Annotated in this window: 26 protein-coding genes and 1 pseudogene; 16 read left to right on the top strand and 11 right to left on the bottom strand. The window is 58.9% G+C overall.

What is annotated here, in order from left to right; genetic code table 11:
* The first annotated feature begins 37 nt into the window (after window positions 1-37).
* Both FVV99_RS15565 and FVV99_RS15560 read left to right on the top strand, forming a co-directional pair.
* Window positions 38-940, top strand: coding sequence for a complex I NDUFA9 subunit family protein (locus tag FVV99_RS15565; protein ID WP_148255043.1), 903 nt, complete (start codon window positions 38-40; stop codon window positions 938-940).
* Window positions 941-1099: 159 nt separating this feature from the next.
* Window positions 1100-1642, top strand: a complete 543-nt coding sequence (locus FVV99_RS15560; RefSeq protein WP_148255041.1) for a carboxypeptidase-like regulatory domain-containing protein — start codon at window positions 1100-1102, stop codon at window positions 1640-1642.
* 112 nt (window positions 1643-1754) lie between these two features.
* Here FVV99_RS15560 and FVV99_RS15555 read toward each other — a convergent pair whose 3' ends face one another.
* Window positions 1755-2255: a DinB family protein gene (locus FVV99_RS15555; protein WP_148255039.1), complete on the bottom strand. Its 501-nt coding sequence runs from the start codon at window positions 2253-2255 to the stop codon at window positions 1755-1757.
* Window positions 2256-2365: 110 nt separating this feature from the next.
* Window positions 2366-2593, bottom strand: a pseudogene (locus tag FVV99_RS15550) (aldehyde dehydrogenase family protein); the annotation flags it as partial.
* A 221-nt stretch (window positions 2594-2814) separates the two neighbouring features.
* Here FVV99_RS15550 and FVV99_RS15545 point away from each other — a divergent pair.
* Both FVV99_RS15545 and FVV99_RS15540 read left to right on the top strand, forming a co-directional pair.
* Window positions 2815-3717, top strand: a complete 903-nt coding sequence (locus tag FVV99_RS15545) for a LysR family transcriptional regulator (protein WP_148255035.1) — start codon at window positions 2815-2817, stop codon at window positions 3715-3717.
* 26 nt (window positions 3718-3743) lie between these two features.
* The gene (locus FVV99_RS15540; RefSeq protein WP_148255034.1) at window positions 3744-4178 is read left to right on the top strand and encodes a DUF488 domain-containing protein; all 435 of its coding nucleotides are present in this window, start codon (window positions 3744-3746) and stop codon (window positions 4176-4178) included.
* On the opposite strand, the gene FVV99_RS15535 is transcribed toward FVV99_RS15540, so the two are convergent.
* Together FVV99_RS15535 and FVV99_RS15530 are read right to left on the bottom strand one after the other, a co-directional pair.
* The gene (locus FVV99_RS15535) at window positions 4179-5243 is read right to left on the bottom strand and encodes a proline racemase family protein (RefSeq protein ID WP_148255032.1); all 1065 of its coding nucleotides are present in this window, start codon (window positions 5241-5243) and stop codon (window positions 4179-4181) included. It lies immediately after the preceding gene.
* Window positions 5240-6376, bottom strand: a complete 1137-nt coding sequence (locus FVV99_RS15530) for a zinc-binding dehydrogenase (RefSeq protein WP_148255123.1) — start codon at window positions 6374-6376, stop codon at window positions 5240-5242. The genes FVV99_RS15535 and FVV99_RS15530 overlap by 4 nt, the downstream gene beginning before the upstream one ends.
* 337 nt (window positions 6377-6713) lie before the next feature.
* On the opposite strand from FVV99_RS15530, the gene FVV99_RS15525 reads away from it, so the two are divergent.
* The 3 genes from FVV99_RS15525 to FVV99_RS15515 are packed head-to-tail and all read left to right on the top strand — an operon-like array spanning window position 6714 to window position 10744.
* Window positions 6714-8513 (top strand): assimilatory sulfite reductase (NADPH) flavoprotein subunit, encoded by a 1800-nt coding sequence (locus FVV99_RS15525; RefSeq protein ID WP_148255031.1) that lies wholly within the window; start codon window positions 6714-6716, stop codon window positions 8511-8513.
* Between the two features lie 15 nt (window positions 8514-8528).
* Window positions 8529-10247: an NADPH-dependent assimilatory sulfite reductase hemoprotein subunit gene (locus tag FVV99_RS15520; RefSeq protein ID WP_148255030.1), complete on the top strand. Its 1719-nt coding sequence runs from the start codon at window positions 8529-8531 to the stop codon at window positions 10245-10247.
* Window positions 10248-10279: 32 nt separating this feature from the next.
* Window positions 10280-10744, top strand: a complete 465-nt coding sequence (locus tag FVV99_RS15515) for a flavodoxin family protein (RefSeq protein WP_148255028.1) — start codon at window positions 10280-10282, stop codon at window positions 10742-10744.
* Window positions 10745-10784: 40 nt separating this feature from the next.
* Here the strand turns inward: FVV99_RS15515 and fadA are convergent, their stop codons facing one another.
* Window positions 10785-11963 carry an acetyl-CoA C-acyltransferase FadA gene (fadA, locus tag FVV99_RS15510; protein ID WP_148255026.1) on the bottom strand — a complete coding sequence of 393 codons (1179 nt, stop codon included), beginning with the start codon at window positions 11961-11963 and terminating at the stop codon, window positions 10785-10787.
* Window positions 11964-11993: 30 nt separating this feature from the next.
* Window positions 11994-14144, bottom strand: a complete 2151-nt coding sequence (fadB, locus tag FVV99_RS15505) for a fatty acid oxidation complex subunit alpha FadB (protein ID WP_148255122.1) — start codon at window positions 14142-14144, stop codon at window positions 11994-11996.
* A gap of 228 nt (window positions 14145-14372) precedes the next feature.
* Between fadB and FVV99_RS15500 the strand changes: the two genes are divergently transcribed.
* Complete coding sequence (locus tag FVV99_RS15500; RefSeq protein WP_148255024.1) at window positions 14373-15548, top strand: DUF5924 family protein; 1176 nt, start codon at window positions 14373-14375, stop codon at window positions 15546-15548.
* Window positions 15549-15629: 81 nt separating this feature from the next.
* Entirely contained in the window at window positions 15630-16079 is a 450-nt protein-coding gene (gene slyA, locus FVV99_RS15495) for a transcriptional regulator SlyA (RefSeq protein WP_148255022.1), read from the top strand.
* Between the two features lie 6 nt (window positions 16080-16085).
* On the opposite strand, the gene FVV99_RS15490 is transcribed toward slyA, so the two are convergent.
* Window positions 16086-16634, bottom strand: a complete 549-nt coding sequence (locus FVV99_RS15490) for a preprotein translocase subunit YajC (RefSeq protein ID WP_148255021.1) — start codon at window positions 16632-16634, stop codon at window positions 16086-16088.
* Window positions 16635-16827: 193 nt separating this feature from the next.
* Between FVV99_RS15490 and FVV99_RS15485 the strand changes: the two genes are divergently transcribed.
* A complete protein-coding gene (locus tag FVV99_RS15485; RefSeq protein ID WP_148255019.1) occupies window positions 16828-17283 on the top strand; it encodes a universal stress protein in 456 nt (151 codons plus the stop codon).
* Window positions 17284-17336: 53 nt separating this feature from the next.
* Here the strand turns inward: FVV99_RS15485 and FVV99_RS15480 are convergent, their stop codons facing one another.
* Window positions 17337-19283 (bottom strand): ATP-binding cassette domain-containing protein, encoded by a 1947-nt coding sequence (locus FVV99_RS15480; RefSeq protein WP_148255017.1) that lies wholly within the window; start codon window positions 19281-19283, stop codon window positions 17337-17339.
* Between the two features lie 102 nt (window positions 19284-19385).
* On the opposite strand from FVV99_RS15480, the gene FVV99_RS15475 reads away from it, so the two are divergent.
* Entirely contained in the window at window positions 19386-20279 is an 894-nt protein-coding gene (locus FVV99_RS15475; RefSeq protein WP_148255016.1) for a TatD family hydrolase, read from the top strand.
* 1 nt (window position 20280) lies between these two features.
* Window positions 20281-20775, top strand: a complete 495-nt coding sequence (locus tag FVV99_RS15470) for a hypothetical protein (protein ID WP_148255014.1) — start codon at window positions 20281-20283, stop codon at window positions 20773-20775.
* On the opposite strand, the gene FVV99_RS15465 is transcribed toward FVV99_RS15470, so the two are convergent.
* A complete protein-coding gene (locus tag FVV99_RS15465) occupies window positions 20764-21327 on the bottom strand; it encodes an elongation factor P hydroxylase (RefSeq protein WP_148255012.1) in 564 nt (187 codons plus the stop codon). The genes FVV99_RS15470 and FVV99_RS15465 overlap by 12 nt on opposite strands.
* A 221-nt stretch (window positions 21328-21548) precedes the next feature.
* Between FVV99_RS15465 and FVV99_RS15460 the strand changes: the two genes are divergently transcribed.
* The 3 genes from FVV99_RS15460 (at window position 21549) to FVV99_RS15450 (ending at window position 24766) form a co-directional block, all read left to right on the top strand.
* A complete protein-coding gene (locus tag FVV99_RS15460) occupies window positions 21549-22940 on the top strand; it encodes an MATE family efflux transporter (RefSeq protein WP_148255121.1) in 1392 nt (463 codons plus the stop codon).
* A 79-nt stretch (window positions 22941-23019) separates the two neighbouring features.
* Window positions 23020-23982 (top strand): DUF3080 family protein, encoded by a 963-nt coding sequence (locus FVV99_RS15455; RefSeq protein WP_236645430.1) that lies wholly within the window; start codon window positions 23020-23022, stop codon window positions 23980-23982.
* Window positions 23983-24076: 94 nt separating this feature from the next.
* Window positions 24077-24766 carry a hypothetical protein gene (locus tag FVV99_RS15450; protein ID WP_148255011.1) on the top strand — a complete coding sequence of 230 codons (690 nt, stop codon included), beginning with the start codon at window positions 24077-24079 and terminating at the stop codon, window positions 24764-24766.
* Between the two features lie 31 nt (window positions 24767-24797).
* On the opposite strand, the gene tusA is transcribed toward FVV99_RS15450, so the two are convergent.
* Complete coding sequence (gene tusA, locus FVV99_RS15445; RefSeq protein ID WP_148255009.1) at window positions 24798-25049, bottom strand: sulfurtransferase TusA; 252 nt, start codon at window positions 25047-25049, stop codon at window positions 24798-24800.
* A 71-nt stretch (window positions 25050-25120) separates the two neighbouring features.
* On the opposite strand from tusA, the gene FVV99_RS15440 reads away from it, so the two are divergent.
* Entirely contained in the window at window positions 25121-25405 is a 285-nt protein-coding gene (locus FVV99_RS15440; protein ID WP_148255007.1) for an antibiotic biosynthesis monooxygenase family protein, read from the top strand.
* A 6-nt stretch (window positions 25406-25411) separates the two neighbouring features.
* On the opposite strand, the gene rlmM is transcribed toward FVV99_RS15440, so the two are convergent.
* Entirely contained in the window at window positions 25412-26479 is a 1068-nt protein-coding gene (gene rlmM, locus FVV99_RS15435; protein ID WP_148255119.1) for a 23S rRNA (cytidine(2498)-2'-O)-methyltransferase RlmM, read from the bottom strand.
* Between the last annotated feature and the right edge of the window lie 216 nt (window positions 26480-26695).

Genomic DNA, 26695 nt, shown 5'->3' with positions numbered 1-26695 from the left:
CGGCTGGATGCAGGCGCGGAATCTCGGGGGACATTCCATGAGTGATGGTTTGATCGTCGTATTCGGAGGCACCGGATTTCTCGGTCGTGCCATCATACGCGAACTGGCGGAGGCCGGTCGTCGAGTGCGGATCGCGGCGCGTCACCCCGTGCTCCCGGACTGGGCCAGCGAGGATGATCGCCTGGAGCTCGCCACCGCCGATGTCCGTGATGAGGCGAGCATCATCGCTGCACTGGCGGGGGCGAGCGCCGTCGTCAATGCCGTCAGTCTCTATGTCGAACGCGGCAGGCTCGACTTCGACACCATTCATGTGCAGGCTGCTGCACGTCTGGCTCGCCTGGCTCGACAAGCAAATATCGACAACCTGATACATATCTCCGGTATCGGCGTCGATAGTGAGTCGCCCTCGGCCTACATCCGAGCCCGAGCGCGTGGCGAATCTCAAGTGATCACGGCATTCCCCAAGGCCGTGTTACTTCGCCCCAGCGTACTGTTCGGCCCCAATGACGCGTTTCTCACAAGCCTCGCTTCACTGAGCCGGCTCCCCGTCATTCCTCTCTTTGGCCGCGGCCGGACCCGCTTGCAACCCGTTCACGTCATCGACGTCGCGCGTGCCGTTACCCGGCTTCTGGGTGGCCACCCTCCGGCATGGCGGCTTTACGAACTGGGCGGGGGCGAAATCGAAGACTATCGCAACCTCCTCGAGCAGGTACTCGCCCACCTTCACCGCCCGTGCCGATTGATGCCCGTCCCCTTCCCAATCTGGCGCGGCCTCGCCACAGTGACAGCGCGGCTACCCAACGCACCACTGACACACGACCAGATCATTCTCATGCAACACGACAACGTGGTCGGCGAACACGTCGGCACCTTCTCGGAACTCGGCATCGACCCACGCACCTTGCGTGAAAGCCTGCCGGAATGTCTGCCTCGCAGATAATCCATGCCCCAGAGTCCCGGGGGAGCGACTTAGACCACCAAGCCCGGTCCACGTCTCGTCGAACCTTGATGCCCGATCTCTCTCTAAGGGTTCATGCCGGAGCGACTCATGCAATCGACGCGAGTCGCTTCTCGTAGATCGACGGTCAGGGAGACGACGATGTTGAGATGGTTGATGGCAGTCACGCTGGGCTTGATATTATCGAACTATCAGCCCCCACGCGCCGAGAGCGACCCCGATGAGTCGCGCGTGGACACCGCACTGGAGGGTGAGACGCAGACGCTGCGCCGCAAGGAGGCCTTCCCCGCCGAGGAATATGCCAACCTGGCCATCCGGGGAGACGCTGTCCTTCGCGGCCGCCTATTCCTGCATCACCCTTGCGGCAAGTGCGTGCCCAGCGCCGGCGAGACGGTGGCCATCGCCCCGGCGACGCGCTACGCCGAAGAGGAAGCCCGGGCCATCGATGCCGGCCTGACGATCGAGCCGGCCGATCCCCGTGCTCGTCGCCATACCCATTACGCCGAAACCGACGACGCGGGCTACTTCACGGCCCGCGATCTGCCCCCCGGTGACTACTTCGTGGCCGGCAGCGTCAGCCTGCCAGGCGCCAATCACCGCAGGCAGGCACTCGTTCAACGGGTCCGGCTCGACGCCGGCCGTACGACCACGCTCGCCCTGAGTCGTCATGTCGATCCCGGCTGACCCGGACGAAGAGAGGCCATATGACGCCAGCAGACACTACCCTTGTTCACGGGGCTGCACCTGATCACCGACCTGCTGACGGCGGCCCTCGGGGAATATCGTGCCGCAACGTTCATCGCTCCATGAGCTCCGGAAGCCCGATGAGATCGGTCACGCCTGGATCGATACCCTGCTGACTGAGCAGTGTGGTGACCTGGCCACGGTGATGCGTTTGATGATTGAAAAAATGCGCAAGGGCGAACCAGAACGGATACCGGCGCGTCTGCGATCCCACGATACTGGTGTAGACAAGTTCTCTTGCCAGTGTTTCCGACGACAGCGAATTCACCCATTCGAGAATCCTTGCGTCCTCCTCCTTGCGTTCCGTCCACAGAATGGAGAAATCGGCATAGAGCTCCTGATCGAGCGATTCGATCTCGAAGGGCCGTTGCGTAAATCGTCCCATCCATACACGATCGGCCAACAACAGGTGGTTGAGCGTCCCGTGGATCGACCTGAAGAACGCGCCCATATCCCGCTTACGCTCTTCATCGGATAGCGATGCGCAACATTCATGAATCCGCTGATTCATCCAGCGGTTGTAGCGCGCCATATAGTGAAAATGACTCAGCATTGTGCCTCCATCCACATAGGCATTGGCAGTATCCGAATCATAGCCGCTGCAACACGAAAACGCCCGCCTGGACTCACCAGACGGACGTTTGGAGGCATGCGCGGGGCGACTCAGTGCGAGGGAAAGTTGAACTGGGCGGATTCCCGCTGCCGAGTTCGCGGCCAGCGCTGGGAAACGGCCTTGCGGCGCGCATAAAACCGAACCGCGTCGGGGCCGTAGGCGTGAAGGTCACCGAAGAGCGATTCCTTCCAACCACCGAAACTGTGGAATGCGACCGGCAGCGGCACATTGATCCCCACCATGCCTACCTCGATGCTGTCGGCAAAGCGGCGGCCAGCTTATCGACCTCAAACGCTTGCCGCCTGACCATCGAGTTGGTTGATCGGATAATGCTCGAGATCAATCAGCCCATGAAGTGACGTATCGTCTTCCTGTTGTGCTGTGGCGTGCATCGTCATTGTTCCTGCCATCGTGGATAACGTATGGACAGGGTAGCCAGCCAAGTTCAATAATAGAAATGAATGGTTAAGATAAAATTCATTGCAAGGGCTCATTGATTATGGATACCGACCTGCTGCGCGCCTTCGTGACCGTTGCAGAATGCGAGGGATTCAGTGCCGCCGGCAAGGTTCTACATCGCACGCAATCGGCTGTCAGCCTGCAAATCAAGCGCCTTGAAGACCAGATGGGTGAAGCGTTGTTCGAACGCACCAGCCGAAGTGTCGTGTTGACGCCCCCTGGTGGCCGGCTGTTGCCGTATGCCCGACATATCCTCAAGCTGCAGGATGAAGCCAAGCGTGTCATGGGCGCGGAACGCCAGGGCGAGATGATTCGTCTGGGCACTTCCGAAGAGCAGGCCAGCACCTATCTCCCCGAACTATTGCCCCGCTTCGCCAGACAGTTCCCTGGCGTCCGGCTCGAAGTCATCTGCGATATCAGTGCTCGCCTGATTCACGATTTTCAGGAAGGGTTACTCGATGCTGCCCTGGTCATCCGTCACATGCCGACCCAATCCGGCCAGTTGCTGGGCCGCGAACCCATGGTATGGGTCATCGCCGACGACAATTCGCTCGATGACTGGGAGACCCTACCCCTGGCGCTCAATCCGGAAGGCTGCATCTTTCGGGCTCATGCCTTTGCGGCATTGGGCAGAGAAGACTGGCGCTGGGACGTACGCTACTCCAGCCAATCCCCCACTGGAATCAACCTGCCGGTCCAGGCGGGCCTGGCAATGACGGTAAAAACGCCACGTAGCGTGCCCCCGGGCTGTCGTATCGTCGGTGACGACGAAGGCTTACCCGAGCTCGGCCATGTCGAGATCGAAATGCACCGCTCACCGGGCCGCTCCAGCGAAGCCTTCCACTTTTTCTGCGACGAACTCGAGGCTATCGTTACCGGTACGGAATCCGTCGAATGCTTTGAAACACTCAACGAAACCATTGCATCATCCGAGACCGAATGAGCCGATGAACGCACAGGAGCATTGCCGTGGGCCATGATATCCGCTTGAAGCGTGTCTATGCCGAACCCGAGCAGGACGATGGCGCTCGCGTGCTGGTAGATCGCCTGTGGCCGCGCGGCAAGCGCCGCGACAGCCTGGCGTTGACCGACTGGTATCGTGATGCCTCTCCCTCCAATGGCTTGCGCCGCAGCTGGCACCAGGGTCGGATATCAAGGGCTGTGTTCGAACGCCGCTACCGCTGGGAAATGACCGACGCCCCTGATTGTCTCGTGCCGTTGATGAAGTGGGCGCGCCAGGGAACCTTGACGCTGCTGTCCGCGAGTCGCGACCTGGAACAGTCGCATTTGCCCATCCTGCGCAATACCTTGCTCGACATGTTACTGGAAGAGGACCGTCAGGCCGAGGGCGGCGAACCGAGTTCACCGCCCTGCTATGCCAGTCACGACGATCGAGAATCGTGATCACTCGACGACGAGTTGAGCGTCGCTGTTCTGAACGTCGCTAAGGATATGATGAAGGCTGTCGCAACGTACGATCGGATCGCCACAGTTGATGACGATATCCGAGCGTGCCAACACGTAGCTTTTACCGGTGATGGTATTTTCCACCACGGCATAGCTGCCCTCCTTGCGGGCCCCCGTCATCTCGCCGATGAAGCCGGTTTCGCGTAGCGACACGGTCTCCAGTTTATCCCCCGGCCGAATACGTCCTTCATGATGCATGAGCGCCAGCCGAGCGGAGGTGCCGGTGCCGGTCGTGCTGCGGCAGATCACGCCAGGATGTACATAGGTCGCCGAGCGCGAACGATAGAAGTCATCGGCGACTTGTTCGACCGGCCCCATGAAATGAAGAAACGGCAGCGGCCCGACATCACCGAGCGTGTAGTGAGAAAAGCCGCGTTCGGCCTGAATCGCCTCCACGATGGCGTGGGCGCACACCGCCAGGCGACTCTCCTCGTCGCGGGTCAACGCGAAGCCGAGTTCGGTGGCATCCACCAGCGCATAAAAGCCGCCACTGTAGGCAACACTGTAGGTCACATCGCCGATCGAGGGGACGTGAATCGTCGCCCGATAGGTATCGATGTAACTGGGCAGTCCCTCACAGGTGATCGCTTCCACGACCCCGTTTTCCACGTAGGCATCGATCTGCACCAGACCAGCCGGCGCTTCCAGCACGAACCGCTGATGCCCCTCCTGCTTGGGCACCAGCCCGCTCTCCAGAACGGCGGTGGCGGTACAGATCGTGTTCGAGCCAGAATAGATGGGGTATCCCATCACCTCCATGATGATGTAGCCCGCCTGGGCCTGGGGATCGGTGGGCGGCACGATGAGATCCACCGACATCTCGGGAATGCCGAAGGGTTCGTTGATCAGCAATTCACGCAACCCGTCGGCATCGTCGCGCAAGTATTCCATCTGCTGTCGCACGGTCTCGCCCGGCAGCGCGTTGATTCCGCCAACCACGATACGGCTGACATCCCCGCCGGCATGGGTATCGATCAATTGAAGCGTGAGTTCACTGCTCATGTTGTCCCCTCTAGCGCATAGGGCACGCCATGTGTTTGCCACTGTGAGTCCGGGACAATCACGATCTTGCCCAGGTAGTTACGGTTGCGCTCGACGAAATAGCGTTCCGCGGTATGCAGGTCGGAGAGTCTGAAGGCGGCATGAAGCACCGGCTTGAGCCGACCGTCACGAATCCAGTCAACCAACTGATCGGCCTCTTGACGGGTACCGTGAGAAACACCGAACAGTTGCACTTGATACAGGTAGATACGTGTCCACATGATCTCACTGACGTTACCGGCACTGGCACCGGCTATGCTGAGCCGCGGGTAAGTGTCGCGGGCTTGCATGTCAAAGATCATGGTGTCGATGAAGTGGTCGGTCATCTCGCCACCGGCAAGATCCATAACGGCATCGATGGGGCGGCCATCGGTGAGCGCCCGCACCCGGTCGGTGAAATCGCTCATGTCACCGCGATCAAGCACTGCCTCGGCGCCTAATTCGCGTAGAACGCCGGCCTTATCGCGCTGGCTCACCGCATAGGGAACCGCTCCCAGAATGCGGCATAGCTGAATCAAAGCCGTACCCACACCACCGCTGGCGCCGGTAACCAACACGCGTTCCCCGGCCTTCACACCTGCTGCATTCAGCATGTGCAGTGCGGTCTGGTAAGAGCACATGCCCATCGCCGCCAGTTCTGCATCCGCCAGCCCGGGATTGTCCACCGTATGAAACTGATCCGCCGGCACCGCGACATACTCGGCAAAACCGCCATCCGCACCATGGCCGTAATAATCCGGTGTCAGGTTGATATCCGGCCGCTTGTCGGCATAGAGATTGAAATCCAGCAATCCACGCTCACCGATACGGCCCGTATCCACGTCATCACCCACAGCCACGATACGACCGACGACATCGGCGCCTTGAATACGAGGGAAGGTCAGTGTCGGCGACCCACCAATCTGAAATGAGGTCACGTCCTCCTGCTCGTCGGTAGGATACAGTCCTTCACGTGCCTTTCGGTCGGTGTTGTTCTTGGCGGTGGCGGTCACTTTGACCAACACGTCATTGGAAGCCGGCGACGGGATGGGGACATCGTCGCGATAGACAAGTTTATCGATGCCGCCATGTCCGGTCAGCACCATGGCGGCCATGGTATCCGGTAGGGGTTCCGATTGAGAGACAACGCTCACGTCGCATCTCCTTTTATTGGGCCGGTGCAATCAGCGCGGGACAATATCAAACTTTGCTGCCGGATCAGAGAGAATACCTTGGAAAATGTGCCAGGAATCGTTGAAAACGATGGCTCTCATCCAGGTTGTCTCTTCCAACGAGTATCCTATAAGCGGTAACAGCGAATAGCTTCCCGCCTGACCGATACAGGTGTGCACAAATTCCTAACAAGAATATAAAAATCGTAATATATAATTTTTAATTCTTTTATATCGCCTTTAGCCTTGTCACTCAGTAGTACGGGATGAGGCTATCTTGATGACACAACACTCCCTGCTCGATACCAACAGCCCACTGAGTGCCGAACAGGCAAAGCGCCTCAGTGACGCTCTAGAGGGTCTCGACACTCATCAACTGACTTGGCTGAGCGGTTACCTCGCCGGGCTCGGAGCCCAGCATGAGGGCGCCTCGAGTGCGACTACCCAACCCGAAGCCGGTACGCAGAGCGCTGAAATCGTCGTGCTGTACGGAAGCCAGACCGGCAATGCCGAAAGTGTTGCCGAACTGGCCACTGATCGAGCCAAGGCCCGGGGGTTCAATGTCCGCCTCCTTGACATGGCCGAGGCCGGCAAGAAAACGTTCAAGGCACCGCTCAATCTGATGGTGGTCGTGAGTACCCAGGGCGATGGCGACCCGCCCGATACGGCGGAAGGCTTCCATGAGTTGATGCATGGCCGCAAGGCACCCAAGCTGGATGAGCAGACGCGGTTCTCGGTACTGGCCCTGGGCGATTCCAGCTATGAGCATTTCTGCCAGATCGGCAAGGACTTCGATACTCGTCTGGCAGCACTGGGCGCCCAACGCATCCACGAACGTGTCGATTGCGACATCGACTACGAGGAGGATGCCGAACGCTGGATCGAGGCAGTGCTTGACCACTATGAACACCGTTCCGGTCCGGCTGCGGTTGCCCCGACAACTGCCGCCAACGCCTCATCTCAACCGACTTACTCGAAGAAGCACCCCTTTCATGCCGAAGTACTCGAATCGATCGAGCTCAACGGTCGTGACTCCGACAAGGAGACCCGTCATATCGAGCTGTCACTGGAAGAGTCCGGCTTGAGCTTCGAGCCCGGCGATGCCATCGGTGTCGTGCCGCAGAACGACCCGGCGTATGTCGATGAATTGCTCGACACCCTACGCCTGGATGGCAATGCCGATCTCGGTGAGGGGCGGCTTCTGCGCGATGCCCTGCTCCACGAATTCGAAGTCACCACGCTGACCCGCCCATTTCTCGAGCACTGGGCCGAGGTGTCCGATGCCGCCGAACTGCGTCGTCTGATGGATCAACAATCGCGTGACGAGTTACGCGACTGGGTGGAGGGTCGCCACATCATCGATGTGATCGAACATTTCCCGGTCAAGGAGATCGATCCCCATACGTTTACCCAGGCACTGCGCAAGTTACCTCCGCGGCTTTATTCCATCGCCTCCAGCTACCAGGCAGCCCCCGACGAGGTGCATCTGACGGTCGGCGTCGTACGCTACGAATCGCATGGACGCGCACGCGGGGGAGTGGCGACGACCTATCTCGCCGACCGGGTACAGCCAGGCGATACGGTGCCGATCTATGTCGACCGCAACAAGAACTTCAAGCTGCCACACGACGATGACACGCCGATCATCATGATCGGGCCGGGAACCGGTATCGCGCCGTTTCGCGCTTTCCTGCAGGAGCGTGAAGAACGTGGCGCCCAGGGCCGCAACTGGCTGTTTTTCGGCGATCGCCGCTTCCGCAGCGATTTTCTCTATCAGGCCGAAATGCTGCAGTGGCGAAAACAGGGGTTGTTGACGCACCTCGATGTGGCGTTTTCCCGCGATCAGGAAGCGAAAGTCTATGTCCAACACCGTATACGCGAGCACGCTGCCGAGCTGTTTGCCTGGCTGCAGGAAGGCGCGCACCTCTATGTCTGCGGTGACGGTGAGCGTATGGCGGCAGACGTACACAGCGCCCTGCTCGATGCCATACGAACGGAAGGCAAGTACGATGAAGAGGGTGCCAGGGAGTATCTACGCGAGCTCCAGCAGGCAAAACGGTATCAACGTGACGTCTATTGAACCGGAGGTATCAGGATGGCCGATATCATCCAGCAGTTGCACGATATCTCGTTCGAGGAATTGCATCCCAACGAACGCCTCAAGGCAGAGAGCGACTACCTGCGTGGCACATTGAGCCAGAGCATGGCCGACCGCGCCAGTGGCGGCGTCAGCGACGCAGACTCGCAACTGACCAAATTCCACGGTTTCTATCAGCAGGACGATCGCGACCTGCGTAGCGAGCGACGCCACCAGAAGCTCGAACCGCTGTATTCCTTCATGGTCCGCCTGCGCATGCCGGGCGGGTTGATGTCCGCGACGCAGTGGCTGACTCTGGACGATATCGCCTCACGCTACGCCAATGGCACGCTGCGCATCACGACCCGACAGACGTTCCAGTACCATGGCGTGCTCAAGGAAAACCTGCGTGCGCATCTCCAGACCATCAACGACGCCATGCTGGACACCATCGCCGCCTGCGGTGATGTGAATCGTAACGTCATCTGCACGGCCAATCCGCACCGGTCGACGATTCATCGCCGGATTTTCGACCTGGCGCACGAGCTCAGCGCTCATTTGCTGCCTCGCTCTCGGGCCTATCACGAGATATTCCTCGGTGAGGAGCGTGTCGCCGGCGGCGAGGAAACCCAGGAACCGCTCTATACACAGCATTATCTACCCCGCAAGTTCAAGATTGCACTAGCCGTTCCTCCGGAAAACGACGTTGATGTATTCGCGCATGATGTCGGCTTCATCGCCGACAGCGAGGGTGGTGAACTGCGGGGTTTCACTGTCTGCATCGGGGGTGGCATGGGCATGACTCACGGCGAACCGGCCACCTTTCCGCGGCTGAGCGATGTCGTCGGCTACTGCACTCCGGCCCAGGCCGTCGAGGTTGCCGAGGCGATCATGCGGGTGCAGCGCGATAACGGTGACAGACACGATCGCCAGCATGCCCGGACCAAATACACTATCGAAGATCATGGTATCGAGTGGTTCCGCGCAGAGGTCGAACGGCACCTTGGATACACGCTGGGCGAGCCCCGCGATTTTCATTTCGAGAGCAACGGCGACCGTTACGGCTGGTATCAGGGCGACGACGGCACCTGGCACTACGGCTTGTTCGTCGAGAATGGCCGTATCGCCGATTTCGCCAATGGCATGAAGCTGCTTACCGGCATGCGCGAGATAGCCCGGATCCATGATGGCGACATCGCCCTGACGACCAACCAGAACCTCATCATCACCAACGTGGCCGATGACAAGCGCGACGACATCATGGCCCTGATCGATAAATACCACATGGTGAAGGACGTCTCGCCATTGCGTCAGTCAGCGATGGCCTGTGTTGCCTTTCCCACCTGTGGGCTGGCCATGGCGGAAAGCGAACGCTATTTGCCCTCATTGATCGACAAGCTGGAACACGCCATGCACGATGCCGGATTGGCCGATGATGCGATTGTCGTTCGCATGACCGGCTGCCCCAACGGCTGCGCCCGCCCCTACCTGGCCGAGATCGGCTTTGTCGGCAAGGCGCTGGGGCGTTATAACCTCTATCTCGGCGGCAGTTTCACCGGGCAGCGTCTCAATAAGCTGTATCGCGAGAACATCGACGAGGACACGATCCTCGCGACACTCACGCCGATGTTCCAGCGCTACGCCAGAGAGCGAATCGAAGGCGAGCATTTCGGCGACTTCGTGATTCGTCAGGAAGTCATCACGGCAACCACGGCGGGGCGCCATTTCCATGACTAGCCGCGGATCAGAGCGACTGGCACCATGACGTCATGAACAAGCGACTCCTCATCGTGGCCCATGCCCCCTCTCCCAATACCCAGAAATTGCGCGAGGCCGCCGAGCGCGGCGCTCGACATCCGGATGTCGAGAATGTCGATGTCACGGTCAAGGCGCCCCTGGATGCGGGACCGAACGATATCCGCGCCTGTGACGCCATCCTGCTCGGCACCACCGAGAACCTTGGCTACATGAGCGGCGCGCTGAAGGATTTCTTCGATCGCAGTTACTATCCGGTACTGGAGGAAAAACAGGGCTTGCCATGTGCACTCTATATCCGCGCCGGTCGCGACGGCACCGGCACGCGGCGTGCCGTGGAAAGTATCGTCACGGGGCTGAGCTGGCACTGGGTCCAGGACCCGCTCACGCTGCGTGGCGAATGGCAGGATTTCTTTGTCGACCAGGTCGAAGAGCTGGGGACATACATGGCGGCTGCCTTGGACAGCGGCATCATCTGAACGCGAAACGGCACCCCGCAGAGGTGCCGCTAGAGAGGTTTCACTTGAGCCGTTCGAACACCGTCGCCACCCCTTGCCCCATGCCGATACACATGGTGGCAAGACCCAGGGTGGTACCCTGCTGCTGCATGACGTTGAGTAGCGTGGTACAGATGCGCGCCCCGGAGCAGCCCAGCGGGTGGCCGAGCGCGATGGCGCCGCCGTTGAGGTTGACTTTTTCATCCAGCGCATCGAGAAAGCCGAGATCCTTGAGCACCGGAATCGACTGGGCGGCAAACGCCTCGTTGAGTTCGACGGTCTGAATATCGCCAGTGGATAGCCCCGCGGTCTTGAGCGCCTGCTTGGATGCCGGCACCGGGCCATACCCCATGATCGAGGCGTCACACCCGGCCACGCCGGTGGAAACGACCTTGGCGATCGGCTCCAGCCCCAGTGCCTGAGCACGCTCGTAGCTCATTACCGCCATACCGGCGGCTCCCACCGAGAGCGCCGACGAGGTCCCCGCCGTGACGGTACCGTTGCGCGGATCGAACGCCGGCTTGAGTTCGGCCATTTTTTCCAGACTGGCATCATTACGCACGACTTCATCGTGCTGGACCCGCATCCGAAAGCCCTGGTCATCATGTCCTTCGACGCCGATGATCTCGTTATCGAAGTGTCCGTTCCGGTTGGCTTCCAGTGCACGCTGATGCGAGCGCACGCCGAACCTGTCCTGCTCTTCGCGGGAAACACCGTGCATCTTGCCCAGCAGTTCGGCGGTCAGCCCCATCATCATCGCCGCCTTGGCGGCATACTTGCTGGCGGCGGGATTGACGTCGACACCATGGGTCATGGGCACATGCTCCATGTGTTCGACACCACCGATGATATAGAAGTCGCCCATACCGGCCTTGATGTTGGCGCTAGCGATGTGCAGTGCGCTCATCGACGAACCGCACAGGCGATTGACGGTCTGCGCGGGAACGCTACGCGGTATGCCGGTCATGATCGCCGCATTGCGAGCGATGTTCATCGCCTGTTCCAGGGTCTGATTGACACATCCCCAGATCACGTCATCGACCTCAGCGGGGTCGAGAGCGGGATTGCGATCGAATAGCCCTTGCATCACTGCCGCTGACAGGTTCTCGGCCCGCACGTTGCGGAAGGCGCCGTTCTTGGCCTTGGCCATGGCGGTCCGAACACCATCGACCACCACGATATCTCTCGGATTCAAACTCATCTGCAGATTCTCCCTAAAACGCGTGGTGATTCAGGCGTAGAAACGCTCGCCGGATCGGGCCATCTGACGCAGCTTGTCGGTCGGCGCATAAAGTGAGCCCAGCTCATCGGCCAGCCGGTCCGCCATATCGACGAATGGGCCCAGGCCGTTCGCCTCGATATAGCGTATGGCGCCACCGCGGAACGGTGGGAAACCGATACCATAGATCAATGCCATGTCGGCTTCAGCCGGTGAACCGACGATCCCGTCTTCGAGACAGCGCACGGTTTCCAGACATAACGGGACCATCAGGCGGGCGATGATCTCCTCGTCGGAGAACGACCGTCTCTGTGTCACCAGGCTGCCGACCAGTTCCCCCGCTCGTTCATCGGACACTTTCTGCGGCTTGCCCTTCTTGTCTTCCTCATAGGCGTAAAAGCCCTTGCCGTTCTTCTGGCCAAGACGGTCGTTGTCGACCATGATCTGAATGGCGTTTTTGCCATCACGTGCCATGCGGTCCGGGAAGCCTTCGGCCATCACTTCCTGGGCGTGGACCGCGGTATCCATGCCCACGACATCGAGCAGGTAGGCCGGTCCCATCGGCCAGCCGAATGACTCCATGACCTTGTCGACATGCTCGAAATCGGCCCCCTGCTCCACCAAGTGGCTGAAACCGCCGAAATAGGGGAACAGAACCCGATTGACCAGAAAACCGGGGCAGTCGTTGACGACGATCGGTGTCTTGCCCATGGCACGGGCATAGGCCACGGTGGTTCCCACGGCGACATCGCTGGTCTTCTCGCCACGAATGACTTCGACCAGTGGCATGCGGTGTACGGGATTGAAGAAATGCATGCCGCAGAAGTTCTCGGGACGCTTGAGATTCCGTGCCAGCCGGTTGATGGAGATCGTCGACGTGTTGGAGGTCAGAACGGTGCTGTCGTCGACCCATCCCTCGACTTCAGTCAGCACCCCATCCTTGACCTTGGGATTCTCGACCACAGCTTCGACGACCAGATCCACTGTGCCGAAATCGCCGTAGGAGAGTGTCGGTCGAATGTTGGTCAGACGCTCAGCCATCTGCTCGTTGGTAAGCTTGCCCCGTTCCACCTGTTTGCCGAATAGCTTGCGGGCTTCCTCGAGTCCCAACTCGATGGCGTCGCCCTTGATATCCTTCATCAGGATCGGCGTACCCTTGGACGCGCTCTGGTAGGCGATTCCCCCGCCCATGATACCGGCTCCCAGGACCGCCGCCTGCTGGATCGAATGACCGAGCTTCTCGTAATGGCCTGCCTGTTTCTTGACAGCCTGATCATTGAGGAACAGGCCGACGAGGTTATAACAGACATCGGTCAACGCCAGCTTGGCAAAGGCTTTGGCTTCAATCGCTTGAGCACGCTCGCGGCTCTCGCCTGCCCCTTTCTGGATGACCTTGATCGCTTCGATCGGTGCCGGATAATGCGGCCCTGCCTTGCCGGCCACATACCCTTTGGCGGTTTCGAACGTCATCATCTGTTCGATGGCATTGAGATGCAGGGGCCCCGTTTTCTCGCGACGGCGTGCCTGAATATCCAGCTCGCCCGTGTTGGCCCGGGACAGGATATCGCGTGCCGCCGCCTCGAGTTGGCTGGCTGATACGACGGCATCGACCGCCCCGACGGCCAGTGCGACATCCGCCTTGTTCTGGCTTCCACCGGCAATCCATTCAATCGCGTTGTCGGCCCCGATCAACCTGGGCAGCCTCACGCAACCGCCCCATCCAGGCAGAATGCCCAGCTTGGTTTCGGGCAGACCGATCTCGGCCTCTGCGGCCATGACACGGAAATCGGTGGTCAGCGTGATTTCACAGCCACCACCCAACGCCAGCCCATTGATGGCGGCAACCGTGGGAAACGGCATATCTTCGATCGCGTTGAAGATGGTGTGCACTTTCTGGTTCATCTCGACCAGATAGTCTTCTCCTTGCTGGAAAAGACCATGAAATTCGGTGATATCGGCTCCGACGATGAAAGCGTCTTTGCCGCTGCCCAGGATCAACCCCCGGAGACCGCTTTCACCGCGAATTGCCTGTAACGCCTCATCCAGTTCAGTCACGACGGTACTGGACAATTTATTGATCGACTCATCCTTCAGGTCGAACGTGAGCAGAGCGATGTCATCGTCGTCTCTCACTACCGTTATGGCGTTGCCTTGGTAGATCATCAAGGAATCTCCCCACAGGATTGGATACCGGAACGATACGTTTTCATACGGCCGTTTGATTAATGTCAGCTTGATCCAGTGGCCCGACCACGTCAAGACCTCAAATCGATTTTCCCGGGTGTCGCATTTTCTCGACTCCCGCTGCCTCATCCTCCCTGTTAGGATGCGCTGAATTCGGCGTCTCGCACCATCCATGGATACTGTCGTTACCGGAACGCATCGTCACGCATGACCACACCATCCTCTTCATCATCGGACAGCACCACGGCGAACGATGCCGTAGCGGCCAGCAAGTCACCCAGATTACATGCGCTACAGGTTGCCCTGACCCGAGGCATAATCCGCTTGCGACCCTATGCGTGGTTGTGGCCTCCGATTGCTTTCTGTGCAGGGCTGGCCAGTTTCTTCCTGGTCGATCGACAGCAATCCCTGGGCGGCATCCTGGCTCTATGCATGTTGTTGGCCTGGGTACTGCTGCTGTCAGAGAGCCTGATCGGCCGTTTGTTGGTTCGCCACGGTTACTCGTCGTTGCCAAGCGGCATTACCGCGTTCATTGCTCAGATGATTCACCAGGAGACACTGTTCTTCAGTCTGCCCTTCCTGCTCGCGACGACCGTCTGGTCAAGCGGCCAAGCCATTTTTACGCTTCTCGTCCTGAGCATGGCCGCACTGTCGATCCTGGATCCCCTCTACTTCAAGCTCGCCGAACGTTACCGGTGGGTATACTTCGCCTTTCATGCCCAGTGTGTCTTCGTGGTCGTCCTGGTGACACTGCCCACGCTGTTGCATCTGACGACTGGCGAGAGCCTGATTTACGCCTTGCTGGCGATGGTCGTGTTCGCGCTCCCCAGCCTGATCCATTTGTTGCGTCCCAAACGCGTCAGCAGTTGGTTTGCCATGTTCGGCCTGGCCATGCTGCTGGCGATCGCCGGCTGGGCCGGCCGCGCCTGGGTACCCCCCGCCAACCTGTGGATCACCGGAAGTGCCCTGTCACCGGGCTTCGATACCCAAGCCCGCGAACCTCAGGGTGAAATTCCGCTGAGTGCCGAGGAACTTCAGTCAACAGGGCTCTACGCCTACACTGCCATTCGTGCACCGCGCGGCTTGCGTGAGAAGATCTACCATGAATGGCATCATGAAGGTGAGTTGATCGACCGTATTCCCCTGATCATCCATGGTGGACGCGATCAGGGATACCGCGCCTGGACCCACAAGAAAAATATCCCGGAGGATCCGACAGGGCAGTGGCGTATCGATGTCATGACGAACTCCGGCCAACGTATCGGGGTGATTCGCTTCACCGTCGAAGACGGCTCGACCGATGCTGTCCTCGCCGATGGCAAGATTACCGCACCGCCCGGTCTACCGGGATTGGAGTGGCGTCGCTTGATTCCCGGAAGCTGATGGTTACCGTGTGATGTAGGACTTGCATTACACAGGCACGGTTCGGACAATGCAATTATTAGTCTGCGAATTCGGAATGCCATGCATCAGAACATCGGTTTGAAACTGGCACGCTTACCCCGCTTATGGCGTGCGATCCTGGACAAGCGACTGGCGCCGCTTGGGCTGACCCAGACACGCTGGGTCACGCTGTACCATCTAGCGCATCTAGGCGATGGGCAGGCGCAATGCGACCTGGCGCGGGCCATCGGTGTCGAAGCGCCTTCTCTGGTGCGCACGCTGGATCAGTTGGCCGAGCAGGGGCTGATCGAGCGACGTCCCTGTGGCCAGGATCGGCGAACCAAGCGTGTTTTCCTGACAGATAAAGCCACGCCATTACTGAATCGAATCGATACCATTGTCGCAGACGCCCGGCGCGAGATGCTGGCAGGCATGAGTGACGACGATATCGCTCAACTCGACGGTCTGCTGTCGCGCATCGAATCCAATGGCCTGGACATCCAGTCACGCGAGGAGTCGCTCGAGAACTGATGCGGCCTACTCCCGGGGTTCGCCATCACGCAGGTGTTGAAACCCTTGCCAGCGCGGCGCGGGAGCGTCTGGACGCCCAGCCAGGTGTTTGCGCAGGTAGTTGAAATCGTCCAGGTAGCTGGTGAAACGCTCGCCATCCTGGGACTCATCCCACCATAACTTCAACGCCTCACGATTGGACTCGATGACAATCGCATCGCGGGGCAGACGCGTAAGCAGATACTCGAGACGTTCCGTGACCCCAGCAGGCAGGGGACGCAACGGCTCGATACGCCAACGCCATCCCGGCCGGAATACCTTCAAGGCATTACTGGCTTCATCCTCCCTGACCAGCACGAACGTGGCGCCCGGGTAATCCGCCGGATACGGCCAGCGATAACTGGGCATCAAGCCTGGATCATTGTTCAACGGCGGCTTGTCCAGCTTTACCTTGATCCCCGCTTTCATCACCGTATTGCGCAGGCCGGCAATCCGTTTCTGGCGCGGTTTGGGTTTCAGCCACAGCACCGGCGACACGATCAGCATCAGGACCAGTACGATAATTAACCATTCCATGGGTGCCTCACTTTTTGCATGAAACGTTCCGAAATTGGCGCTCCCCCGGGAGCGGCAGCGAGAACCGCCTGACCGACAGCGGGCCACTGCACGATAATGGGCTGATATGTTGAGATAAACCGTTGTCGTCAGGCGCTATTCGACCTAAAGTGGGAAGCGAATCGCTACTTGTTCGATGTCCGGGAGACAACCCATGAGCAATGAATATCACCATGTGCTGGTCGCCGTCGACCTGACCAAGGATTCGCACAAGGTACTGGAACGCGCACTCCCCATTGCCGAGCGCAACAACGCCCGATTATCGATCATTCATACGCTGGAGCCACTAGGGTTTGCCTACGGCGGTGACATTCCCATGGATCTGACCAGCATTCAGGATCAGTTGGACGATCACGCCAAACAGCGTCTGGCCGAAATCGCCGATCCCCACAACGTGGCGCGCGAAAACCAACATGTCGTAGTCGGCATGCCGGATACCGAGATTCATCGCTTTGCCGACGATAACGATGTCGACCTGATCGTCGTCGGTTCGCATGGTCGTCACGGTTTTGCACTACTGCTGGGGTCCACCTCAACCGGAGTGCTACATGGCGCCAAATGCGACGTGCTCGCGGTACGTGTCGGTCAGGACGGCGAGACCGACGAGTAATACCCGGCCTCCTTCCATCGCTGCTCCCTGTGCCGGGGAGCAGCGGCATGAGGTCATGCGTTACCGGCAGCCATGGCTTCCAGTTCCATCCAACGCTCCATGACCTCATCCAATTCCGCCTGTTTGGCCGATAGCGCCTCCAGCGTCGCGGTGACGGTCTCGGCATCCTGCTGGTAGAACGCCGGGTCGCCGACTTGCGTTTCGAACTCGGCGACTTCGCTTTCCAGACGCTCGATCTGCGCCGGCAAGGCGTCCAACTCACGCTGCAATTTATAGGATAGCTTGGCCGTCTTCTTCGGCTCGGGTTTCGGTTTCGGTTGCGCCTGAGCCGTTGTGCCGGCAGCGGTCGCCGGGGATGACGTTTCCGATGAGTCGACAGCGTTCCGGGAGCCGCCGCCATCCCACGGCGCCGGCGGCAGCTTGCCGCCTTGTCGAACCCAATCACTATAACCACCAACATAGTCACGCACTACGCCATCGCCTTCAAAGGCAAGCACCCCCGTCACCACGTTGTCCATGAAGGCGCGGTCGTGAGAGACCAGCAACAGGGTGCCATCGAAATTCAACAGCAGTTCTTCCAACAACTCCAGGGTTTCAACGTCCAGATCGTTGGTCGGCTCATCGAGGACCAGCACATTGGCCGGCTGAGTAAACAACTTGGCCAGCAGCAGGCGATTGGACTCCCCCCCGGATAACGCTCGGACCGGTTGCCGTGCCCGCTCCGGTGTAAACAGAAAATCCTGCAGATAGCCCATGACGTGCTTGGACTTCCCACCGACAGTGACACGATCGCTACCTTGTGCCACGTTGTCATACACAGTCTTCTCGGGTTCCAGGCCGGCACGCAGTTGATCGAAATACGCCACTTGCAGCTTGGTTCCCATCTGAACCTTGCCTTCCGTCGGCGCCAGCTCACCAAGCAGAATCTGCAGCAGCGTCGTCTTGCCCGCACCATTGCGGCCAATCAACCCAATGCGATCGCCACGCTGAATTTCCAGGCTCAGGTCACGGATCACCCAGTCATCGCCGTAACGATGGCTGACGTGTGACAACTCGACGACCCGCTTGCCACTGCGCTCACCGGTATCGACCGAGAGATTCGCTGTCCCTTGCCGTTCACGACGCTGGCTGCGCTCACGGCGCATCTGCTCCAGAGCCCTGACACGCCCCTCGTTCCGAGTACGGCGCGCCTTGATACCTTGACGAATCCAGGACTCTTCCCGAGCCAGTTTCTTGTCGAACTCAGCGTTCTCGCGCGCTTCGACTTCCAGCTCATGCGTCTTCTGTTCCTGATATTGCGCGTAATCGCCGGGGTAACGTCCCAATTGCCCGCGATCAAGCTCCAAAATACCCGTCGCCAGACGTGACAGGAACGTACGGTCATGGGTGATGAACAGCACGGCCCCATTGAAGGCCAGCAATTGCTCTTCGAGCCAGGCGATGGTATCCAGATCGAGGTGGTTGGTCGGCTCATCCAGCAGCAACATGTCAGGGTCGGCCACCAGGGCGCGGGCCAGCGCCACACGACGACGCCACCCCCCCGACAGAGAAGTCATGTCGCTATCCTCGGGGAGCCCCAGGCGAGTCAATACGGTATCGATTCGTTGATGGAACGACCAGCCATCGATCGACTCGATCTGCGTTTGCAAACGCTCCATCCGATTCATGTCCGGGTCCGCTGACAGCACCAGGTGATGGTACTCGGCCAGCAAGGCACCAGCCTCCGGCAACCCTTGTGCCACGACATCGAAAATGGTCTCACCCGATGCCGCCGGCAAATCCTGCTCCAGCACCCCGACTTTCAGGCCAGGAGCACGCCAGATAGTGCCGCCATCGGGCAGGATATCGCCAGCGACGAGCTTCATGAGGGTCGACTTGCCCGTTCCGTTGCGTCCCACCAGCGCCAGTCGTTCCCCCTTTTCCATGACCAGGTCGGCGTTATCGAACAGGACTTGGGGACCATAAGCCAATTGCAACGCTTCAAGACGTAACAGTGCCACGAACTTACCTCGTGCCGAGTTGAAAACGGACATTGTAACGCATGGCCGCTTGGAGGTGGCATCGTTACAATACGTCTTCATCAATAAAAGGAGCGGACCCTTTTGGATTCGTCGAACGAGCCTGACGACTTTTTGCCCGAAGCCCTGCGATTCCGGTCGCCGCAGCCGCTGGTCGACATCGGCGCCAACCTGACCCATGACAGTTTCAAGCACGATGTCGATGCCGTCATTCATCGCGCCCGACACGCCAATGTCGATACGTTGATCCTGACCGGTACTGACTTGGCGCATAGCGAACAAGCCGTCGCCCTGGCTCGAAGGCACGCAGGGCTGTACGCTACCGCAGGGCTGCATCCCCATATCGCCGATCAATGGTCTGACGAACTGGGGCAGCGCATGGCAGCACTACAGCGCCAACCGGAAGTCGTGGCCGTGGGTGAGTGCGGCCTCGATTATAACCGGAACTTTTCCGTGCCACGCCATCAGGAAGGCGCATTTGAAGCACAGTTACAGCTTGCTGCCGAATCCGGCCTGCCTCTCTTCATTCACGAGCGCGATGCAGGGCAGCGCATGCGCGAAATGCTGAAAGCCTGGCGCGATGACATAACGCATGCGGTCATTCACTGTTTCACCGCAGATCGCGAGACCCTGCACGGCTATCTGGATCTCGATCTCCATATCGGACTGACCGGGTGGCTCTGTGATGAACGACGTGGCCACCACCTGCGTGACCTGGTCGGCAGCATCCCCTTGACCCGTTTGATGGTCGAAACCGACTGCCCTTACCTGTTGCCACGCAATTTACCTGCCAAACTCAAGGGCAGGCGCCATGAACCGGCACTGCTACCCTGGATCATACGGGAAATCGCTCATTGGCGAGGTATGGCGGAGGTCGACCTGGCCAACGCCACATCGGCGACGACCGAAGCGTTCTTTGGATTGCGGGAACTGGCCCATCACCACACAACGAGTTCACAAGGTGCGGGAGAGGCATGATATGTCCGATTTACCTGGTTTTATTGCCGTTGAAACCGGCGACGATGACAGCTTGCCGCTGGCCATTGCCTGGGCCCTGCCGGATGGACGTATCAAGCATACCCTGATTCAGCCAGACGATACCTGGCTGGATGATGAATTGAGCGCACTGGGAAGTTACAGCCGGGAAGAACTGGACAGCCTGGGGGTGAGCCCGCTGGACGTGATCCGGGAACTCGAAAACGACCATTTCAGCACCACGATGTATACGGCGGGGGTCAACGACGACGAAGCCGCCCTATCACGATTGTTCGATACTTACGGGATGGACCCGTTCATCGAACTGGCCCCGGCCGACTCTCTGTATAACGATATATCAGCCAACGAGTGGGCGCGTGCTAGAGGTGAATTGTTCGGCGAGCTGGGATTCGAACCGTTGAAGCCTGAAGAGGAAGTCCAGGTAATGTTGATGCTTCACCAGCGCCTGCGCGGCGATGATCCCTCTTCAGTTGAGTGACGCCGACAGCGAGGGAAGCCACTGCGTACCAGCGCTGATGGCTTCCTGCCTGCCGGTCCGGCACTGATAGAATGCCGTGAGTGTTGCCCGAAAAGCCGCCGCCCGGCATGGCAACCCTTCCGCGTCAAAGCGTTCCGCCCGCGCTTCGACCCACTGCCTGAAACGGTCTCTATCCACCGGGGGCCCGCCAAGGTTGTCGACACTGACGTTGAACGAGTGCTCACAGGCACGGGAAAACAACAGTTCCAGCGCCTGGGGGGCCACTTCCACCGACTCGAAGGCTTGTTGCTGCTCGGCATCGCGCCCGTCGGGTTCATACCAATAGCCATAATCTTCGAGACCACGCCGTCTGGCTCCGGCGATACACCAATGGCTGATTTCATGCAGTGCACTGGCGTAGAAACCATGCGCAAATATCACCCGGTGGTAGGAAGACTCACTATCGGCCGGCAGATAGAGCGGCTCGTCGTCGCCACGTATCAAACGTGTGCGATAACTATCCATGAAAAGGCCATCGAAAAGCGCAATAATATCGTCTAGGCGGTGAGACACTGGATGATCCTGTGGAGTGACACGAATTACACGAAATGAAGTTCTGGTTGATAGCAACAAAAGACAACGTCTTGCTAGACTTACCCCTTCGGCTGAACAATGGCCAATATTATCAAAGACAGCCGATCAGGAAGAAATCGGTCCCTCGCCAACGGAGATAGCGCTTGGCTTCGCAGCACGCTCAATGGTTCACTCGCAGCCGCCGGGAAACTCGGTTGCTGATGCGTCTCGCCCTTCCCATTTGCGGTGCCCAACTGGCACAGGCCGGAATGAGTACCGTGGATGTAATCATGACGGGACGCTTGAGCGCCAGTGATCTAGCCGCCGTATCGGTGGGCTCCGGCCTCTGGCTACCCTTGATGCTTTTCATGACCGGTACCTTGATGGGGTTGACCCCGATCGTAGCCCAACTGCTCGGCGGCCAGGAAACCCAGCGTATCCGGCCTTACCTGCATCAGGCCCTATGGATTGCGCTCACGCTGGGCATCCTGGCAGGGGGAGTGCTCTGGTTCACCGTCAGCCCCATATTCCGCGTGATGGACGTCCCGAACGACGTGGCCGATCTCGCGGAAGCCTACCTTGCTGCCATTGCCTTCGGTATGCCTGGGATCGCACTGTTTCAAGCCTTGCGGGCATTCTCCGATGGCATGAACCATACCCGCCCTGCTCTCTGGATCAGTCTGATAGGACTGGGCCTCAACCTGCCGGCTAATTACGTCCTGATCTATGGCGGTCCGGGTCTGGTCGCGATCGCCGGCGACGGATTACCGGAAACGTTGCAGACACTGCCTGCCCTGGGGGCATTGGGCTGCGGTATCGCTACGGCGATATCCATGTGGGTCATGTGTCTCACCATGGTCGTCTATACCAAGCGCAGTCGAAGCTATGCGCCCGTCACGTTGTGGCATTCGCCCACGCCGCCTCAATGGAGCGGCATTCGTGAACTGCTCCGAGTCGGTGTCCCGATCGGCGTCTCCATTTTCGTCGAGGTCACGCTGTTCACGCTGATCGCACTCTTCATCGCCAGCCTCGGAGAGGTTACCGTGGCGGCTCATCAGGTCGCACTGAATTACACGTCCATTCTCTTCATGTTGCCATTATCGTTGGGTATGGCACTGACCGTGCGAGTCGGTCACTCACTGGGCGCCTCGCCGCCTCCCGTAGCACGCTTCGTGGCCTGGAATGGTATCGTCGTCTGTTTGCTGGTGGCATTACTCAACAATCTGATCCTGTGGCTCACCTCATCGACCATCATCAGTCTTTACACTACCAACCAGGCGGTGCATCAACTGGCGATGTCTCTGATCGGCTTCGCCATGCTCTACCAGATTTCGGATTCGCTCCAGGTCAACATGGCCGGTGCCTTGCGCGGTTACAAGGACACTCGCATCATCATGGTCATCACCTTGATATCGTACTGGTTAATCGGCCTGGGAGGCGGGCATTGGTTAGGTACACGCGGACTATCGCAGTGGCTGGAACCGCTGGGGGTACATGGATACTGGATCGGCCTGATCGCCGGACTGACGGTTGCCGCCATGCTGCTCGGATGGCGGTTGCATGCCATCAGTAAGGCCGTCAGCCATGGTCGACGTGCGGTTCCCCGGAGCTAGCCACAACGGCCAATGGATAGCACTGCTGGGACTCATCCTTGGACTCTTGACCGGGTGCAGTCAGCCCAATGATGCAGAGATGCTCTTCGAAGAACACCGGCAAGCGTTGAACGACGCGCTGGACGTGGCGGCTCTGCCGGCAAGCGACCCCGACAATATTGGCGCCTTTCCCGATCAGCAGGCGAGACTTTTCGACATTCCCGACATACGAGAAGGGCTGCTCGACATATATGCCTTGCGCGAATGCCAGATCACATCGTTGATCGCGCAACGTAACAATCAGCTTGGCAAGGTCGCCCCTCCCAGCCAGCGTTGGCTCTACGAGCTCGAATTATGGCGGCGCCTGAATGACTGCTGGCACTCCGACGTGCCCGAGTCACTCGATAATGACGATCGCGACAGGTTGCAGCGTCTCATCGAACTGAAAACGCAGCGCTTACCCAAGGCAAGCTGGAACGCCCTGTTCGGTTCCAGTGAATGGGCCGACAGTTTTTCACGCGCCAGTGAGCCTCTGGCGCCACAGGATTCCCCGCCGCTCGATGCCTCCCTGGAGGCGCTGGATTATTTGCGTCGCGCAACACTCAATCAGTTCGACCCAGGCTGGCAACCCGAGTCGTCCGTACTGGAAGGGCATTTGCAAACCTTGCAACGGACGCCCTTGAGTGCACGTATCCTGCGTGCCCTGCAATTGGCGGCTCTACGTCTGGAGGAAAGCCGACGTCTCATCGACACCGCCCTGAAGGACGTGGATGAATGCCCGTTGCAGACCGCTGACGCCCCACTGCTCGATCTCGTGCGCCAACGGCTCATGCCCTATCTTCAGCGACTGAGCACGGACGGAAAGCGCTGGCTGACAGCTATCAATGCATTGCTTGAGGCGCATTCCGTCTCTCGTCCGGCCATCGACGCTTATCGTCGGGAATGGCTGTCACTGGATGCACAGAACGCCCCTTGGCAACGCTTCATGAAGGCCAGAAAGCAGCACGAAACCAGTTGGCAACGGCTACTCTCACGATGCCATTCCCTCGCCACGGGATCATAGAAACGCTGCGGGGCTTAACTTTTCACGCCGGTCTGTGCTAATAGTGAATCGAGGCCATAACAATGCCGTTACCATAAGTTCAAGGAGGGTAATCATGGGCGCCCCACTATCCCCCCGGTCGGCACAGGTCATAGACCTGGATGCGATGAGAAAACGGCAACAGGCCAAGCGCCGCATGATTCGTTTGGCACCCGAACTCGATGGCCTGGAAATGATTTATCACCTTGCCTCGGATCCGGAGACGTTGTATGGCATGCCGTTGTTAGCCTGGGGATTGCGCGAGGATGGTGATGTGGTCGGGCTCGTTCCCTGGATGGAAGCGTTGACTTCCTGTCATGAATTGAACGACTCGGAGCATGGCCACTTTGTCGGTTACCGGGATCCGGAAACCGAGGAGCTATTCCAGAGCGCTCCCGAGCACAAGGTGCTGGAAATCGAGCACGCTGCCGCCTACTTCGATTATGAAGAGACCTCAGAGCCCACCCTGATACAGCAATTGCCGGATACCCTGGGGACCCATGCGCTTTGCATGGATAGCGACAACCAGCCCTGGCAGCTCAAACAAGTCTTCGGATGGCGGCTCTTCAGCGACGGCGAGATAGAGGCCCTGCTGGTCGACGAGAGCAGGATTGAATCGACACCGGTATTGGCCGGCGACCCTTGCCTATACCCAGGGCATAGCCGTCATCAAGTCGTTTATTTCTTTCAACGCGTCATAGCCAACCGTATCAAGCAGGAGGACCCGGCCACCCTGGAGGCATTGGCATTGATGGTGGCACGGTAACTACCCCTCGGCAACGCAGCCCGGCCGGGGGTCAACCCAAGCGTATGAAATAGAGATAGGTGCCTTGATCTTCCGATTGATGGACCAGTTCGTGTCCCAGGAAACTACAGAACTTGGGGATGTCGCGAGTGGTGGCCGGATCTGTAGCAATCACCTTAAGCACATCCCCTGTCTGCAGTTCACGCACTCGGTTATGCATCATCATGACAGGTTCCGGGCAATACAGGCCGGAGGTATCGAGTTCGGCATCGGAAGCCGGAATGGTATCGGACATAGGATCCATGACACTTCTCTATTGCTTTCCGTTTGGACTATGGTCAGACATGAAGTACCACTGTCGGATGGAGCAGCACCATGATCAAAGTGCTCATCGAACGTCGTATCATGCCCGGCCTGGAAGAAGAATACGATCAGGCGGCTCGAGAGGCCATGCGCGCCTCGATCAACGCCCAGGGTTTCATTGCCGGAGAAAGTCTTTGCGAGCGTCATCACCCTGGACGTCGCCTGCTGATCACTCAGTGGCGCGACCTGAGTGCTTGGAAAGACTGGCTACACAGTTCTGAACGCGAGCGCGTCATGCAACATGTGCTGCCCTTGCTCTCCGAAAATGAAACGATCCGCGTCTACGAATATTGCTGATATCGGTCAAGTCAATAAACGGACATGGACAGTCACTTCATCTCGATCATGATACAGGTGACGGCAGTGAATTTCTGCCTGGACACCTGCCCGATATAGCGCATCGGACAACCCTGACAGACAACGTTCGATTTCAGGCCAGCGCTGTTTCATGGGCAGTTTAAGATTGAAAATGGCCTCATGACACCAACGACTCACCAACCAACGCTCGATCATGGCCGTCACACGCGATGGTCTATCGACGATATCGCACACCAGCCAATCGAGACGCTGAGGAGGTACCCAGTTGAAACCATCGGCATGGATGTGCTCGACTTGTCCCGTTGCCATCAATGAATGCGCCATGGGCCCGTTATCGATAGCATAAACATGCATTCCCTGGCCCACCAGTTGATAAGTCCACCCCCCGGGGGCTGCTCCCAGATCCGCAGCCTGCATCGACTCATTGAGTCTTGATGACCATTCATCTCGGGGGAGAAAGGTGTGCCACGCCTCTTCCAGTTTCAATGTCGAACGGCTCGGTGCGTTACGGGGAAAACGAAGTCTCGGAATGCCTCCCGGATGCTCGCTTCGATTGCCCGGAAAACTCATGGCCAACTGGACCGAGTCGCCAGCCGTCCAGAACACATGCAGACGCCGTCCGCCAGCCTTGCGCCGCAAGGCCCCACGTTTCTTCAGCAACGAGGTCAACGGGCGGTCCAGAGCCTTGATCAAGCTTTGCAGGGCTTTGGCATCATTGGTATCCGGCGTTTCTTGCCATACCGAGTCAAAGCTCCAACCACTGTCGACCACCTGTTCGATGATCGGTGTCAGTCGATCATCGCGAGAAATAGCAGCCAAGGGCGGGAGTGCAACCAGATTCTGGCGCGCAAAGACCAGATCATCCAGGGACAATTGCCGATGCAACCGGTTGGCCGGCTCCTCATCCAGTACGACGAAACGCACGTAGCCGCTATCCGGGGCCGCTTGCGGATAACCTGCCCAGCCAAGTGCGGCCGATTTATCGGTCAACTCAGCACTCAGGTCACTCTCGAACCCAGATCGACAGTAGAACAGTAGTTCCTGAGGCGTCATGTCCTCTTTACCATGCAAATTCGTGCCCATGAAACACGAGGTGGTCCAGTGCCGCCACCGGATCCCGAAGCGATTCCTTCATGCCCCTGGGCCGGGCCATAAAAAAGCCCCGAACACTCGGTGCTCGGGGCTTGTTTCGATAAGGGCCTGACGATGACCTACTCTCGCATGGGGAAGCCCCACACTACCATCGGCGCTGAGCGGTTTCACGACTGA

This window comes from Aidingimonas lacisalsi (genome assembly GCF_008079445.1).
Classification (GTDB): domain Bacteria; phylum Pseudomonadota; class Gammaproteobacteria; order Pseudomonadales; family Halomonadaceae; genus Aidingimonas; species Aidingimonas lacisalsi.
Note: the sequence above shows the minus strand (reverse complement) of the source record. Positions and strands in the feature narration are given on the sequence as shown.

Coding starts and splice junctions, on each gene's coding strand:
- FVV99_RS15520 (WP_148255030.1), top strand. CDS start 8,529: ATGGCCGATATCATCCAGCAGTTGCACGATATCTCGTTCGAGGAATTG.
- fadB (WP_148255122.1), bottom strand. CDS start 14,144: ATGATCTACCAAGGCAACGCCATAACGGTAGTGAGAGACGACGATGAC.
- FVV99_RS15485 (WP_148255019.1), top strand. CDS start 16,828: ATGAGCAATGAATATCACCATGTGCTGGTCGCCGTCGACCTGACCAAG.
- FVV99_RS15565 (WP_148255043.1), top strand. CDS start 38: ATGAGTGATGGTTTGATCGTCGTATTCGGAGGCACCGGATTTCTCGGT.
- FVV99_RS15555 (WP_148255039.1), bottom strand. CDS start 2,255: ATGCTGAGTCATTTTCACTATATGGCGCGCTACAACCGCTGGATGAAT.
- FVV99_RS15470 (WP_148255014.1), top strand. CDS start 20,281: ATGTCCGATTTACCTGGTTTTATTGCCGTTGAAACCGGCGACGATGAC.
- slyA (WP_148255022.1), top strand. CDS start 15,630: ATGCATCAGAACATCGGTTTGAAACTGGCACGCTTACCCCGCTTATGG.
- FVV99_RS15535 (WP_148255032.1), bottom strand. CDS start 5,243: ATGAGCAGTGAACTCACGCTTCAATTGATCGATACCCATGCCGGCGGG.
- FVV99_RS15460 (WP_148255121.1), top strand. CDS start 21,549: ATGCGTCTCGCCCTTCCCATTTGCGGTGCCCAACTGGCACAGGCCGGA.
- tusA (WP_148255009.1), bottom strand. CDS start 25,049: ATGGATCCTATGTCCGATACCATTCCGGCTTCCGATGCCGAACTCGAT.
- FVV99_RS15500 (WP_148255024.1), top strand. CDS start 14,373: ATGACCACACCATCCTCTTCATCATCGGACAGCACCACGGCGAACGAT.
- FVV99_RS15455 (WP_236645430.1), top strand. CDS start 23,020: ATGCTCTTCGAAGAACACCGGCAAGCGTTGAACGACGCGCTGGACGTG.
- FVV99_RS15560 (WP_148255041.1), top strand. CDS start 1,100: ATGTTGAGATGGTTGATGGCAGTCACGCTGGGCTTGATATTATCGAAC.
- rlmM (WP_148255119.1), bottom strand. CDS start 26,479: ATGACGCCTCAGGAACTACTGTTCTACTGTCGATCTGGGTTCGAGAGT.
- FVV99_RS15515 (WP_148255028.1), top strand. CDS start 10,280: ATGAACAAGCGACTCCTCATCGTGGCCCATGCCCCCTCTCCCAATACC.
- FVV99_RS15545 (WP_148255035.1), top strand. CDS start 2,815: ATGGATACCGACCTGCTGCGCGCCTTCGTGACCGTTGCAGAATGCGAG.
- FVV99_RS15490 (WP_148255021.1), bottom strand. CDS start 16,634: ATGGAATGGTTAATTATCGTACTGGTCCTGATGCTGATCGTGTCGCCG.
- FVV99_RS15440 (WP_148255007.1), top strand. CDS start 25,121: ATGATCAAAGTGCTCATCGAACGTCGTATCATGCCCGGCCTGGAAGAA.
- FVV99_RS15450 (WP_148255011.1), top strand. CDS start 24,077: ATGGGCGCCCCACTATCCCCCCGGTCGGCACAGGTCATAGACCTGGAT.
- fadA (WP_148255026.1), bottom strand. CDS start 11,963: ATGAGTTTGAATCCGAGAGATATCGTGGTGGTCGATGGTGTTCGGACC.
- FVV99_RS15530 (WP_148255123.1), bottom strand. CDS start 6,376: ATGGCCGCCATGGTGCTGACCGGACATGGCGGCATCGATAAACTTGTC.
- FVV99_RS15525 (WP_148255031.1), top strand. CDS start 6,714: ATGACACAACACTCCCTGCTCGATACCAACAGCCCACTGAGTGCCGAA.